Below are 14,147 nucleotides of genomic sequence, written 5' to 3' on the forward strand. Positions count from 1 at the left end.
GTAGACCTTTTTTATAAGTTTCAAGAAAATAACATACTAATAACTATTTAGAATAATTTTCAAACCCCTTGCTAATAACTACAAGTCCTATTATGAAAGAAAGTGTTCTTATTATTAATTCAGTAACTAGCAAATCACCCATAGTCTTTGAAACATCATATAATTCACCAGTAATAATAATTGGTGCCATGATTATTAGTATTCCTATTAGAATTTGAATGAACAGAATATATTTAGGTTGCAGAGAGATCACCTCCATTAAATTAGCATGTATAATGAACTTAACATGTAATTAAGAAGTAATCGATCATTTAAAAATTTATCAACTTTAAAAATATACATATCCTTCTTTATAAGTATATTTATAGTGACTCGTCGCATAAGATGCACTAAAACCTACACTTCCTGTCTTCCCTACAGTAATGGATACATTGCCATTAAAAGTAGTTGTGCCATTATTATGAAAATCACCATTAACAATATAGAAAATTCTGTTAGGATCCTCTAAATTCGCTTGAACTGTACCACTGAACGTTTTAGAAAGACCATTTGCATCTCTATTCATATTGATATGTTTTATTTCCTTAATACCCCTGAAGCTTCCACCCCATTCATTTGTTTCACAATAAAACCTTAATGAAGGGCTATAGAAAGGTGTTACTGAAAAATTGGTTGTTAGTGTTCTGTACGTAGCGGCAAGTGTTGCAGCAGATGATTGTCCACGAGCTTTCCCCTGAGCCATGAGTTGCTGAGAAATTTCTTCTCTAGGTTTATTGGTATCTGCAGCAATTTGATTAACAAGTTCCCCAAACGTTAGTACCTCACCTATTTGTACATTCGATTGATCTGTTAAATCTAATACATTACCTTTTTTTATAGTAGAATCAACTGTGTTATTCTCAGCTGCGCTTGCAATTGTTCCTCCTCCGAACATAGCAAGAGATAATCCTGCAACACTTAAAACTTTACTAATCTTTTTCATTTTTCATACCTCCTAAAATATTAATTAAGACAATATCATGCTAATTTACCTTTATTTGTTAGCATAATTCAGATATTAACCCCGAAATAATGGGAAATAAATACTTATAAACCAAATAATTACCAAAACTTTTCGACAAATAAGGTTCACGCTATACCATTACTAGCATTACAATTAGTTTTATATAGATAATTCATTCTTTACAATCTAACGATTTACCGATGTTTTTACGTCAATTGATAAAAATAAAATTAAATATTCTGAATATTATTTATAAAATTGTTTTTTGCAACTTATTACAATTAAACTTTGTTATGATTGTTTTTATATAAACTAAATAAAGGAGATTATGATATGATAATTCTGAATAATGAAAAAGTTACTAGACTATTAAATGAATGGTATAAGGTTATTCTATCTAAACAAATAACAAAGGCGACAAGAATGAAAGAAGAAGTTGATGAAAAGATTAGTGTCTTAATGGTCGAACAAAATCGAGATTTACAAGATCAAAATCTCTTATTGTACTATTCCTTATTAGATTATAGTTATAAAGTGTTAATAAATAAATCATATGTAACTCGTAGTGATTTTGATGCAGTTGAAAAACTTACAACAAAAACTATTGATGAGTATTTAAGATACTACTACCATTTCTATAAAGCTGTGCATAACACTATGATTGCTAACTATATGGAAGCGATGGAGCAATTTGAAGAAGCTGAACGACTTTTAGAGTATATTCCTAATGACATTGAAAAAGCTGAATTTAATTATAAACTTGGTGAACTATATTACCACCTTCAACAACCTTTATTAACAATTAAGCATGTTATGAAAGCAAAAGACATATACAAAAAACATGAAGATTATGTAATAAATCAAATTGAATGCGATACAATCCTAGGATTGGCAAGTGTCACTTTAAGTCAGTTTGAACAAGGAGAAGAGCTTTTTGTTAAGTGCTTGGATATGGCTAAAAAACATAACTGTACTCGACTAATTACCTTAATTCAATACAACTTAGGTTTTCTTTATGCAAAACAAGGTATATCCGCAACTGCAATTCGACATTTAATGGATGTGTATAAATCTGAAAAACCATATCATAAAACTGTATTCTTACTGGCTCGAGAACATTTCAAAGTAAATGAAATTGAAAAAGCACAAGAATTTTTGACTCAAGGCTTTGAATTAGCTGATGTTGAATATACACATCATTTACGAATACTTCGAGCACAATACGATGAAAATTATAAGCAGAATCTAGAAACAACGATTGCAGATGGACTAGATTACTTTGAATCCCAAAAACTTTATGGATTTATGGAAGAGTACTCTGGAATTTTAGCGAAAAAACTTTATCAAGAAGGTAATCATGAGAAGGCTAGCCAATACTTTAATATATCTTATGATGCTAAAGAATTACTTCAGAAGGGAAGTGCGTTAAAATGAAAAAAGTACTAATAGGATTTTTTAGTTTTGCTGCTGTTTTAACTATTGGAAGTTTTACAGAATCTTTTACATCACAAGCTGATCATGGTAGACCACCTGCACCACAAAGACCAGATTATATTTCTAATGTGGCCGATTTTGATCACGGTAGACCACCTGCGCCGGCATACGAATACGGCGATACTTATATTGATCATGGTGAGCATATCTAAAACAAAAAGAGGACGTGATATATACGTCCTCTTTTTGTTTTATTTTAATTACGACCGAATTATATTTGAAATAATATAAAGGATAATGTTCTAGTATATCAATTCCATCAATAATAATGTCTGCGTGTGGCTTGCTATCAAGAAACTGTCCAAGTGTCAACAGGAAAAAGTGTTAGTTTCTCATATAAATCTCATAATTGAGAATTGGTTTAAATAACCGGTGCAACAACAGCGAAATGCGATTCGTATATTTGCACACATTTTGTTCACGTACTATATAAAAAAGTATGAAAATCTATAAAAATAATTATTTCAATAAAATTTGTTTTAGATATTAAAAAGTGCCAAAACCCTTGTGGCATAAGGGGTTTGGCACTTTTGTGTTTTTTATATTTTATCAAATAAACAATTCTAAAACTGTTCATTCTTCTCCCAAGATTCAACGATATAATGTGCGATCGTCGGATTGAAGCCTTTACCAACTAAAAACATAATCGCAGCAACTTCTGTTAATGCGTGTTCATGTGATGTATGTTTTGCTTCATTTAAACCGTAATCTACCCATGGTTTTACGAAATCTAGTACGGGTTTCTTGAAAGGTAAAAACTGTGTACCGACAACTTGTTGAATTTGTTGTTGTGTTGGTTCAGTAATTGGTCCAGGTGGTAAGATTTGTGGTTGTGTAATGTCTAGTGTTGGTCCAGGTGGTAAGATTTGTGGTTGAGTTGGATCTATTGTTGGTGGTTTAGGTGGTGAGACACGTGCGTCGTAGTTTGGTTGATACATTTGTTGTTGGTATTGCGGTTGTTGTGGTTGAGTTGTGTATGGGTTTTGTGGTGCTGCATATGGATTTTGTTGATATTGTTGTTCTTGGTTTTGTGGTGCTGCATATGGATTTTGTTGATATTGTTGTTCTTGGTTTTGTGGTGCTGCATATGGATTCTGTTGATATTGTTGTTCTTGGTTTTGTGGTATTACATATGGATTTTGAGGATATCGCTGTTCTTGATTTTGTGGTGCTGCATATGGATTTTGAGGATATTCATAATTTGGACGTGTGTCATATGGATTTTGTTGAAATTCAGTTTCTTGGTTTTGCGTTGTTGCATATGGATTTTCGTCATATTGTGGCTCTTGCTGCTGTAACTCTTGTTCTTCGTATTGTTCTGTGTATCTCTGTTCTTGTTGTTGAGGATACAATGGTTGCCTTGGATAAGGCGGTTGATTATTATAGAACATGTTTATTCCTCCTTCATGATGATGCCTACCACCTAGTGTATGGGCGGACAAGAAAATATGTGATGAAAAAATGCGGGCGTGTTACAATAAGTAACTGGGTGAAGATAAAATGACAAAACAAGAAAAAATTCAAAAAACAATTACTTTTGTAAAACATATTTTAGAAAAAGATGCGAGTGGGCATGATTGGTATCATATTGAACGTGTACATAAAATGGCGATTTCTTTATCTGAGCAAGAAGGTGGAAATCGTTTTATAATTGAAATGGCAGCATTACTTCACGATGTGGCAGATGAAAAGCTAAATGAAAGTGAAGAAGCAGGAATGAAAAAAGTTTCTGATTGGTTAGAAGAGCTACGTGTTGAAGAAGAGGAAAGTAAACATATTCTTCATATCATCGCCAATATGTCTTATAAAGGTGGCCATGGCGGCACAGTAGAGTCACTTGAAGGGAAAATTGTTCAAGATGCGGATCGTTTAGATGCTCTTGGCGCAATAGGAATTGCTCGTACATTTGCATATGGCGGGACGAAAGGGAGATTAATGTATGATCCAACTATTCCGCCGCGTGAAGAAATGACGAAAGAAGAGTATAGAAAAAATAATGATCCATCTTTAAATCATTTTTATGAAAAACTTTTGAAATTAAAAGATTTAATGAATACGAATGCAGCAAAACAAGAGGCTGAAATTCGTCATCGTTATATGGAACAGTTTATTGAACAATTTATGAAAGAGTGGAATGCACAAATATGAAAATGTTAACTGTGGAGAACTTATCAAAATCATATGGAGAAAAGCCGTTATTTGATGGATTATCATGTAGTATTACAGAAGGACAACGTGTCGGAATTATTGGTGTAAACGGAACTGGTAAATCGACATTATTAAAAATTATTGCAGGATTAGAAACTCCTGATACAGGTGATATGACGCATTCACGTGGGTATACAATTAGTTATTTATCACAGCAACCAGAGTTTGATGAAAAACTGACAGTATTAGAGCAAGTGTTCCATGGTGATACACCTTTAATTCGTCTTCTTCGTGATTATGAAAAAGCACTATTAAATATTGAAAAAGATCCAAGTAATGAAAAAGTACAGGAACAATTGTTTGCAGTGCAGCAACGTATGGATGCAATGAGTGCATGGGAAGCAAATGCAAATGCGAAATCTCTTTTAACGAAATTAGGAATTACGGACTTCACTGCAATTGTTGGGAATTTATCTGGTGGACAGAAAAAACGTATCGCAATGGCACAATGTTTTATTGAAACACCGGATCTATTAATTTTAGACGAGCCTACGAACCATCTTGACCATGAGACAGTTGAATGGTTAGAAGAATATTTAGCGAGATATACAGGTTCGGTATTACTTGTAACCCATGATCGTTATTTCTTAGATCGTGTGACGAATCGTATTTTTGAATTAGATAATGGTAAACTATATAGCTACGAAGGAAACTATAGTACATTTTTAGAAGCGAAAGCACTTCGTGAAGAGCAAGAATTGGCACAAGAATCGAAACGCCAAAATTTATATCGTCGTGAACTTGCTTGGATTCGTCGTGGTGCAAAAGCCCGTTCTACGAAACAAAAGGCGCGTATTCAGCGTTTTGATGAGCTAAAGGCACAAGAAGGACCAGCTGCAAAACAGTCAGTTGATATTGCACTTAGCGGTAGCCGTCTTGGGAAAAAAGTACTTGAGTTAAAAGATGTAACGAAAAAATTTGGTGATAAAACGGTATTAAACAACTTTAATCATATTGTGAAACCAGGCGATCGCATCGGAATTATTGGAGCGAATGGAAGCGGGAAATCTTCGCTATTAAATATGCTTGCAGGTAAGTTATCTCCTGATAGTGGTGAAATTGAAGTTGGACAAACTGTAAAAGTTGCTTATTATACGCAAGAAAATGAAGAGATGAATTTAAATCAGCGTATGATTGAATACATTAAAGAGATTGCAGAAGTTATTCATACGACAGATGGAAAAGTAATTGGTGCATCTCAAATGTTAGAACGTTTCTTATTCCCGACGCATTCACATGGTACACCACTTGGTAAACTATCTGGTGGTGAAAGAAGACGTTTATATTTATTACGTATTTTAATGGGAGAACCAAACGTACTTTTACTTGATGAACCTACAAACGATCTAGATACACAAACATTAACAGTACTAGAAGATTATTTAGAAGATTTCCCAGGTGTCGTTTTAACTGTATCGCATGACCGTTACTTCTTAGATAAAGTAGTAGATGAACTGTTCATCTTTACTGGCGGAGGCGAAGTGCGTGAATTCCTAGGTAGTTATACAGATTATTTAGAAATGGAAAAAACGAGAGAACTTATGGAGAAAGCGGAAGTTCAAAAAGAGAAAAAAGTTGTAGAAGAAGCTCCAAAACAACAACGTAAACGTAAACTTTCATACAATGAACAGCGTGAATGGGAAACGATTGAAGATACAATTGCCGAACTTGAAGAGAAAATTGAGTCAATTGGAGAAGAACTTGCGAAAGTTGGATCTGACTTCACAAAGGCACAGGAATTATCTGAAGCACAGCAGAAAACAGAAGAAGAGCTAGAAAAACAGATGGAAAGATGGAGTGAACTATCAGACATCGTTGAAGGATTAAAATAAAAACAAGCTGCATATATTGAAAAGTAAAGAGAAAAACTTTACACTATTGGTAGAACCTATTTTAGGAGGGAAAAAATGAGAACATCTAATCCAATGTTGAAAAAAGAGGCATTCCGTAAAGAGGGAGCAAGCGCTTCTGCGATGACGATTGGCGGAACAGTAGGCAAAACGTTCATTATGCTTATCTTGCTACTTGCAACGTCTGTCTATTCATACATACAGATGATGCAGGGGACGATGAAGATGCCAGTATTAATTGGTGCTTTAATCGTTGCGGCAATCATCGCATTTGCGTCTATGTTCTTCCCGCGCATTTCACCTTTTGGTGCACCAATCTATGCAGCGGTAGAAGGGGTTGTGTTAGGAAGTATTTCAGCAGTTTATACAATGAAATTTGGCGATTCTATCGTTTTAAATGCTGTATTACTAACAATCTCAATTCTATTTGCAATGTTAGTGTTATATGCAACACGCGTAGTAAAAGTAACGGATAAATTCCGTACAGGCGTTATGGCAGCAACACTTGGAATTATGGTTATGTATTTAGTCGTATTCCTACTAAATATGTTTGGTGTAACTGTTCCATACATTCACCAAGGTGGTACAATCGGTATTATTATTAGTGCAGTTGTTATTGTAGTTGCTGCATTAAACTTATTACTAGATTTCGATTTAATCGAAAATGGTGTACGTAGTCAAGCTCCGAAATATATGGAGTGGTACACTGCGATGGGACTAATGCTTACATTAGTATGGTTATACTTAGAAATTCTTCGTTTCGTTTCTTACTTTACGAAAAATGACTAATAAAAAATCCTGCATGAGAAATGCAGGATTTTTTTATTTTTAAAGATAAATTGATTTTATGGTATAATATGGATATTGGTAACTTGAGTTAAGGGGGGATGGAATATGATGAAAGAGAAGAAAGGGATTATGAAAAAGCTATTTTCTAAAAGTTTTTTCATAGAACTAGATGATGCTTTAACGTATCCATCATCAAAAGTCATTACTTCAGCAATAGAGAGATATGCGGCTGAATGCAATGAAAGACTAAAATTTGAGAGTAAAGTTAAACAGATTACTTTCTACTTAGAAAATGTAATGTACCGTGCTGAAATAAAGATGGCTCGCGGAGGATATTACATATCTTGTACTGAAGTGTAATAAATTTTGAAACTATACATGTTTGAACTATGTATGGTTTCTTTTTTTGTTTTGTAAGGTCCAAAATAATACTTTCTACTTACGGATATATCATTTTGTGCTTTTTACCATTCAAACATTTCTCCTTACAATGAAGAAAAACATGTGAGGTGGTATAACTTATGATGAATCGAGTTGTATTAATCGGTAGATTGACAAAGGAGCCAGAATTATACTACACAAAACAAGGCGTCGCTTATGCACGAATATGTGTTGCGGTGAATAGAGGATTTCGAAATAGTTTAGGTGAACAACAAGTCGATTTTATTAATTGTGTCGTTTGGCGCAAATCGGCTGAGAATGTAGCTGAATATTGTAAGAAGGGGTCGCTCGTTGGGATTACAGGGCGTATTCAGACTAGTAATTACAATGATGAACAAGGCAAGAGAATATATAGAACTGAAGTTGTGATTGAGAGTATTACCTTTTTGGAGAGAAGGCGGGAGGGGGCATCGTAATAAAAGGTGATTTTAAGTAATAGCTTCGGAAAAAATTGTGGAAAGTATTTTAATAAACTTAAAGAGGGGATACCGCCAGCTTTTTTGAAAAAACAAGTAAAGAGTATACAAAATTTTATAACGTTTTTTGGCTAATCCAGTAACAAACGAGAATCGTAAAACCCATCACAGGATAGGAATGTATAAAAAGATGAATCGAGTGATAGAAAATAAAAAAAGGGATTCCTTCTGAGAGTAAGGAATCCTCCTTTTTGTTGCTACCGATAATAGGACGTTATGTTAACTTTACATGAATATGTTATACAATAGATAAAAAAGAGATGGGGAGAACAATGAGTATAAACTATCCATTTAAACCAAAATCAAATCGTTATTTAGTACCAGGACAATTTTGGACTATTCCTTTAGATAACAGTAAATTTGCATGTGGTAGAGTAATTGAAACAGATCCAAATAGTAGAAGGTGATTTTTAGCAGGTTTGATGGACTGGATCGGAGATAGCCCACCTATGGCTGAGAATTTAAAAGGTTGTAAAACGTTAATACAAATAGATGTTCATATTAAAACCATTCATGAAACAGCATTGGATGGTTTTATAAGTGGCTATCGTTCATTAGAATTAGATGGAATTGAAACAGAGTATTTCACTTCACAAATGGTTCATGATGAGAATTGTATGTTAATGAAAGGATATTCAGTACTTAGACAGGCGACCAAAGAAGAAGCAGATACGTATGATCAGTTCGGTTACGCAGGTTACATGATGATTAAATGTTACGCAGAAGATTTATTAGCAAATAAATAACTTCCAATAACGAAAATTATGTAAATAAGCTATCCATATGGATAGCTTATTATATTTTTTTGCTTAGCGTGTTTTTTTCAAAAATAATGGCGATGCCTCAAGAAATGGATAAAAAATAAAAATCATCGGAAACGAAAGCTTTTAAAATCCCGTTCCTAATTTAAAATGTAAAAAGAATGAAATAGTATGGTAGCGGGAAGAAAGTAGTAAAATTAAGCATCCGAGTAGGAGTATAGAGTGATAACATGTTACAATACAGCTAAGAACATGCAATAAAGGAGAGTTTTTTACGTGAAGATTAAAGCAATTGAACCGACGCCAAGTCCAAATACAATGAAAGTTATTTTGAATGAAGTATTACCATCAGGAGCGCGTAATAATTATACAAATGAAAATAAAGAACAAGCACCAATGCAAGTGCAAGAAATTTTGAAAATTGAAGGCATTAAAGGTGTATATCATGTAGCCGACTTTTTAGCAGTGGAGCGAAATGCGAAGTATGACTGGAAAGTTTTATTACAACAAGTTCGTGCTGTTTTCGGCGAAGAAGTAGTGGAAGAAAGTGAAGAACAACAACTTGCTCATTTTGGAGAAGTGAAAGTGTTTGTTCAAATGTTCTTTACAATTCCAATGCAAGTAAAGTTAACAGATGGAACGACGGAAGAACGTGTTGGTTTACCAGATCGTTTTAAAGAATCAATTATGAAAGTGCAAATGTCTGCACCAAACGTTGTAAAAGAGCGTAAATGGGTGGAACAAAGTACACGTTACGGTAATTTTGAAGAAATTGGGAAAGAAGTAGTGGAAGAGATTGTTGCTGCTTATTCAGAAGAACGTGTAAATGAAACGGTTAAAGAATTATTAAATCAAGCAGGTGCTGTTGAAGTAACGATTCAAAAGCGTGAGCCATATAAAGTAACAGAAGAGATGATGAAAGATTCTGACTGGAAAAACCGTTTTGCAGCATTAGAACAAATGGATCCTACTGAAGAAGATATTCCAGTGTTGAAGATGGCGTTAGATGATGAAAAAGTTTCAATACGCCGCTTAGCAACAGCGTATTTAGGTATGGTAAAAGGTGATGAAGTATTACCGTTATTATATAAAGCGTTGTTAGATCGCTCTGTAAGTGTTCGCCGTACTGCAGGAGATTGTTTATCAGATGTAGGTGATCCGGCAGCGATGTTCGTTATGATTAAATCTCTGAAAGACCCAAGTAAATTAGTACGCTGGCGTGCAGCGATGTTCTTATTTGAACTTGGAGATGAAAGTGCGATTCCAGCATTAAAAGCAGCGCAAGATGATCCAGAGTTTGAAGTAGCGATGCAAGCACGTCTAGCATTAGAGCGTATTGAAGGCGGAGAAGAAGCAAAAGGTTCTGTATGGAAACAAATGACGGAGTCACGTAAAGGGGAATAATGCATGATTGTTTTCTATGATAGTTGGTGTCCGATGTGTACGGCCGTTGCAGAACGTACGAAAAAATTAGATAAAAAGGGTAAGATGAAATTTGTTTCATTTCGAAATGAAGATGTAGTTGAGAAGTATGAGCTTTCTCAAGAACTACAAAGTAAGATGGAACAAAGACTGTATATTTTAAAAAATAATAAGTGGTATGACGGTATTCAGAGCATAGATGTATTAGCAAAGGCCGTTCCATCTTATTGGTTTGCAGTTCCTTTTATAAAGTTATCTATCGTACTTGGTTTTGGAAGTAAAGTATACGATTATATCGCTAATAATAGAAAACTTGTTCCAGTGGGACATTGCCGCGGTGGGGTTTGTGAAATCCCTACAAAAAAATGAAATCATCGTTATCTTTCTTTTGCACCTATTAATAGAGCGTGATATGATGAATTTGGAATGAAAGTTGAAGGAGAGATTACAAGATGTCAAATGCTTATGAAGAATACATGCGCCAAATGGTAATCCCAATGCGCCAAGAGTTAGTGCGTTCTGGGTTTGAAGAGTTAACTACAGAAGAAGCTGTAACAGAATTTATGGAAAATACATCAGGTACAACTTTAGTAGTTGTAAACTCTGTTTGTGGTTGTGCAGCTGGTTTAGCACGTCCATCAGCAGGTCAAGCGGTTGTTCGTGCTGAAAAACAACCTGATCATCTTGTAACTGTATTCGCAGGTCAAGATAAAGATGCTACTGCAAAAATGCGTGAATACTTCGGAGAAATTCCTCCATCTTCACCATCTATGGCATTATTAAAAGGAAAAGAAGTTGTTCACTTCATTCACCGTCATGAAATTGAAGGTGCAACTATGGACGAAATTATTACGAACTTAGAACAAGCTTTCGAAAAGAATTGCTAAAGAAGGGGGAGAGTAAATCTCCCTCTTTTCTTTATATAGAGGTGAAACAATGATCGTAACAACAGCAGGAAGAACGAATAAAGAAATGACAGATTATGCAAAGCTGGTAGCCGCAGAATTAAATGCTTCTTTCGTTAAACGTAATGACATACCAGTACATAAGCTGCATGAGCAGTATGAACAAGATGTGCTTGTCGTAGGGAAGAACCGATTAGCTATTTATCCGAAAGGTACGGAAGAATCGTTTTTCTTTCATCCGAACTCAGCGATGTTTCGTGTGAAAAGGTTAATGCGTGGAGAACACGATCCGTTTGTACAAGCCACGCAATTAGAGAGAGGAATGACAGTGTTAGATTGTACGCTCGGGATGGCATCAGATAGTATTGTAGCTAGTTATGTTGTTGGTGAAAGCGGAAAAGTAACAGGACTTGAAGGCAATGAGTATATGGCTTATATTATGGAAAATGGTTTGAAAACATGGTCTTCATCCGTTTCTGAAATTGATGAAGCAATGCAAAGAATTCAAGTAAAGCAAACGGAGCATTTTTCATTTTTAGCGCAATGTGAAGACAATAGTTACGATGTCGTTTACCTTGATCCGATGTTTGAAGAAACTGTCATAGAATCCGACGGAATTAAAGGATTAAAACACTTCGCTTTGTATCATGATATTACTGATGAAACAATTGCGGAGGCAAAACGAGTGGCGAGAAAACGTGTCGTTTTAAAAGATCATTTTCGTAGTTCTAGATTTGAAAAACACAATTTTTATGTATACAAAAGAAAAAGTGCTAAGTTTCACTTTGGTGTAATTGACCCTTGCTAATTGTTTGAAAAGATGTATAATAAGCAATAATTAATTAAATATACTGTCTGTGATGAAGAGAGTAGTCTTTTTTAGAAGGAAAGCGAGCTAGGGATGGTGTGAGCCTAGTACGGAAGAAAAAGATGAAGCGCACTTCGGAGATGCTTCTTGAACGAATAGTAGAGAAAGCCGAGGCCCCCTGTCCTCGTTATAAACGGGAAAGTGGTTCGTAACGAACAACAAGGGTGGTACCACGGGTTAAAACTCGTCTCTTTTTTAGAGACGAGTTTTTTGTGTTTTAAAAAATAAGGAGGTTGTATCATGGATTATAAAATGCAGTTTGTGGAAAGTTTATCTAATATTTTCACGAATGAATTAACGCAAAAACAAATTTTAGATTTAATTGAAACACCGAAACAAGATGAATTTGGAGATGTAGCGTTCCCATGCTTTTCATTAGCGAAGCAATATAAAAAAGCACCAGCTCTTATCGCAAAGGAAGTTGCTGAGAAATTCAATGATCCGTTTTTTACGAAAGTAGAAGCCGTTGGTCCTTATGTAAATGTATTTTTCAATCGTGAAACTGTAAGTGATGCAGTATTAAAAACAGTTTTAGCGGAGAAAGAAGAGTTCGGTCAAAACCACTTTGGCTGTGAAAAAACAGTAGTAATTGATTATTCCTCTCCTAATATCGCGAAACCTTTTTCGATGGGGCATTTACGTTCTACAATGATAGGAAATTCGCTGAAACATATCGCTGAAAAATGTGGCTATGAAGTTGTAGGGATTAATTATATAGGAGATTGGGGAACACAGTTTGGAAAGTTAATTACGGCTTATAAAAAATGGGGAAATGAAGCAGTAGTTAAAGAAGATCCAATACGTGAGCTATTTAAGTTATATGTCCAATTCCATGAAGAGGTAAAAGACGACGAAGAACTAGAAGAAGAAGGACGTGCTTGGTTTAAGAAATTAGAAGAAGGTGATGAAGAAGCGGTAGAGCTTTGGAATTGGTTCCGTCATGAGTCCCTTAAAGAATTTTCTCGCATTTATGAACTTCTCGGCGTAGAATTTACTAATTTTCAGGGAGAAGCATTTTATAATAATTTAATGGAAGATTTTATTGGGATTTTAGAAGAACATGAGTTGCTTGAAGAATCAGAAGGTGCATTAGTCGTTAATTTAGAAGAAGAAGGAATGCCGCCTTGTTTAATTAGAAAATCAGATGGTGCGACGATTTATGCAACGCGTGACTTAACGGCAGCTTTATATCGTCAAAACACTTATGGGTTTGATAAAGCGCTATATGTTGTTGGTCCAGAACAAAGCTTACATTTCAATCAATTTTTCACCGTATTAAAAAAACTTGGCTATACTTGGGTTGATGGTATGGAACACGTACCGTTTGGCTTCATTTTAAAAGATGGTAAGAAAATGTCGACACGTAAAGGAAGAGTTATTTTACTTGAAGAAGTACTCGAAGAAGCAATCGAACTTGCAAAACAGAATATTGAAGAGAAAAATCCAAACTTAAAACAAAAAGAAGTAGTAGCAAAGCAAGTCGGTGTTGGTGCAGTCATCTTCCACGATTTAAAAAATGAGCGTATGCATAATATCGAATTCTCATTAGAAAATATGCTGAAATTTGAAGGAGAAACAGGACCTTACGTACAGTACACACATGCACGTGCTTGCTCTATTTTAAGAAAAGAAAGTGTAGAATTTGAAACATGTACGTTTGCTTTAAAAGATGATTATAGCTGGAGTGTCGTAAAATTACTTAATAAATTCCCTCAAGTAATTGAAGCAGCTTTCAATAAAAATGAGCCATCTATTATTTCGAAATATATATTAGATGTAGCACAATCATTCAATAAATATTACGGTAATGTTCGTATATTAGAAGAGAGCGAAGAAAAAGACAGCAGACTCGCATTGGTTTATGCTGTGACGGTTGTATTAAAAGAAGGATTACGTTTACTTGGGGTGGAGCCACCTGAGGAGATGTAAC

17 protein-coding genes and 1 other annotated feature are annotated in these 14,147 nt (G+C 34.7%); of the genes, 14 read left to right on the forward strand and 3 right to left on the reverse strand.

The genetic code is table 11. The annotated features are described in order from the left end of the window. Positions 1-43 precede the first annotated feature (43 nt). Together BHV55_RS10855 and BHV55_RS10860 are read right to left on the reverse strand one after the other, a co-directional pair. The gene (locus BHV55_RS10855; protein ID WP_168369338.1) at positions 44-190 is read right to left on the reverse strand and encodes a hypothetical protein; all 147 of its coding nucleotides are present in this window, start codon (positions 188-190) and stop codon (positions 44-46) included. 138 nt (positions 191-328) lie between these two features. Next, the gene (locus BHV55_RS10860; protein WP_000724008.1) at positions 329-982 is read right to left on the reverse strand and encodes a hypothetical protein; all 654 of its coding nucleotides are present in this window, start codon (positions 980-982) and stop codon (positions 329-331) included. Positions 983-1,336: 354 nt separating this feature from the next. On the opposite strand from BHV55_RS10860, the gene BHV55_RS10865 reads away from it, so the two are divergent. Both BHV55_RS10865 and BHV55_RS10870 read left to right on the forward strand, forming a co-directional pair. Continuing rightward, positions 1,337-2,437: a response regulator aspartate phosphatase gene (locus BHV55_RS10865; protein ID WP_000584829.1), complete on the forward strand. Its 1,101-nt coding sequence runs from the start codon at positions 1,337-1,339 to the stop codon at positions 2,435-2,437. Next, a complete protein-coding gene (locus tag BHV55_RS10870; RefSeq protein ID WP_000756629.1) occupies positions 2,434-2,649 on the forward strand; it encodes a hypothetical protein in 216 nt (71 codons plus the stop codon). Before BHV55_RS10865 ends, BHV55_RS10870 begins: the two co-directional genes overlap by 4 nt. Before the next feature lie 411 nt (positions 2,650-3,060). Here the strand turns inward: BHV55_RS10870 and BHV55_RS10875 are convergent, their stop codons facing one another. Beyond that, positions 3,061-3,888 carry a hypothetical protein gene (locus tag BHV55_RS10875; RefSeq protein ID WP_070757438.1) on the reverse strand — a complete coding sequence of 276 codons (828 nt, stop codon included), beginning with the start codon at positions 3,886-3,888 and terminating at the stop codon, positions 3,061-3,063. 109 nt (positions 3,889-3,997) lie between these two features. Between BHV55_RS10875 and BHV55_RS10880 the strand changes: the two genes are divergently transcribed. From BHV55_RS10880 to argS, 12 genes are all read left to right on the forward strand, one after another. Continuing rightward, positions 3,998-4,645: an HD domain-containing protein gene (locus BHV55_RS10880; RefSeq protein WP_070757436.1), complete on the forward strand. Its 648-nt coding sequence runs from the start codon at positions 3,998-4,000 to the stop codon at positions 4,643-4,645. After that, complete coding sequence (locus BHV55_RS10885; RefSeq protein ID WP_044584408.1) at positions 4,642-6,537, forward strand: ABC-F family ATP-binding cassette domain-containing protein; 1,896 nt, start codon at positions 4,642-4,644, stop codon at positions 6,535-6,537. The genes BHV55_RS10880 and BHV55_RS10885 overlap by 4 nt, the downstream gene beginning before the upstream one ends. Positions 6,538-6,612: 75 nt before the next feature. Beyond that, on the forward strand, positions 6,613-7,344 hold the full coding sequence (locus BHV55_RS10890) for a Bax inhibitor-1/YccA family protein (protein WP_001260655.1): 732 nt from the start codon (positions 6,613-6,615) through the stop codon (positions 7,342-7,344). A 105-nt stretch (positions 7,345-7,449) separates the two neighbouring features. After that, positions 7,450-7,704 carry a DUF4318 domain-containing protein gene (locus BHV55_RS10895; RefSeq protein ID WP_000975131.1) on the forward strand — a complete coding sequence of 85 codons (255 nt, stop codon included), beginning with the start codon at positions 7,450-7,452 and terminating at the stop codon, positions 7,702-7,704. Between the two features lie 161 nt (positions 7,705-7,865). Then, a complete protein-coding gene (locus tag BHV55_RS10900) occupies positions 7,866-8,201 on the forward strand; it encodes a single-stranded DNA-binding protein (protein ID WP_000982015.1) in 336 nt (111 codons plus the stop codon). 332 nt (positions 8,202-8,533) lie between these two features. Beyond that, positions 8,534-8,668: an Imm26 family immunity protein gene (locus BHV55_RS27430; RefSeq protein ID WP_000026685.1), complete on the forward strand. Its 135-nt coding sequence runs from the start codon at positions 8,534-8,536 to the stop codon at positions 8,666-8,668. A 15-nt stretch (positions 8,669-8,683) separates the two neighbouring features. Beyond that, positions 8,684-9,007, forward strand: a complete 324-nt coding sequence (locus tag BHV55_RS10910; RefSeq protein ID WP_000383793.1) for a hypothetical protein — start codon at positions 8,684-8,686, stop codon at positions 9,005-9,007. Positions 9,008-9,298: 291 nt separating this feature from the next. Further along, positions 9,299-10,426, forward strand: coding sequence for a conserved virulence factor C family protein (locus BHV55_RS10915; protein WP_000692580.1), 1,128 nt, complete (start codon positions 9,299-9,301; stop codon positions 10,424-10,426). Positions 10,427-10,429: 3 nt separating this feature from the next. After that, a complete protein-coding gene (locus BHV55_RS10920; RefSeq protein WP_000634887.1) occupies positions 10,430-10,813 on the forward strand; it encodes a thiol-disulfide oxidoreductase DCC family protein in 384 nt (127 codons plus the stop codon). 83 nt (positions 10,814-10,896) lie between these two features. Then, a complete protein-coding gene (locus BHV55_RS10925) occupies positions 10,897-11,331 on the forward strand; it encodes a BrxA/BrxB family bacilliredoxin (protein ID WP_000063706.1) in 435 nt (144 codons plus the stop codon). Positions 11,332-11,380: 49 nt separating this feature from the next. Beyond that, positions 11,381-12,157, forward strand: coding sequence for a class I SAM-dependent methyltransferase (locus BHV55_RS10930; protein WP_070757434.1), 777 nt, complete (start codon positions 11,381-11,383; stop codon positions 12,155-12,157). A gap of 40 nt (positions 12,158-12,197) precedes the next feature. After that, positions 12,198-12,412: a binding site (T-box leader), on the forward strand. Between the two features lie 45 nt (positions 12,413-12,457). Continuing rightward, a complete protein-coding gene (argS, locus tag BHV55_RS10935; RefSeq protein ID WP_070757432.1) occupies positions 12,458-14,146 on the forward strand; it encodes an arginine--tRNA ligase in 1,689 nt (562 codons plus the stop codon). The last annotated feature ends 1 nt before the right edge of the window (position 14,147 follow it).

The organism is Bacillus sp. RZ2MS9 (assembly GCF_001816185.2).
GTDB lineage: Bacteria > Bacillota > Bacilli > Bacillales > Bacillaceae_G > Bacillus_A > Bacillus_A cereus.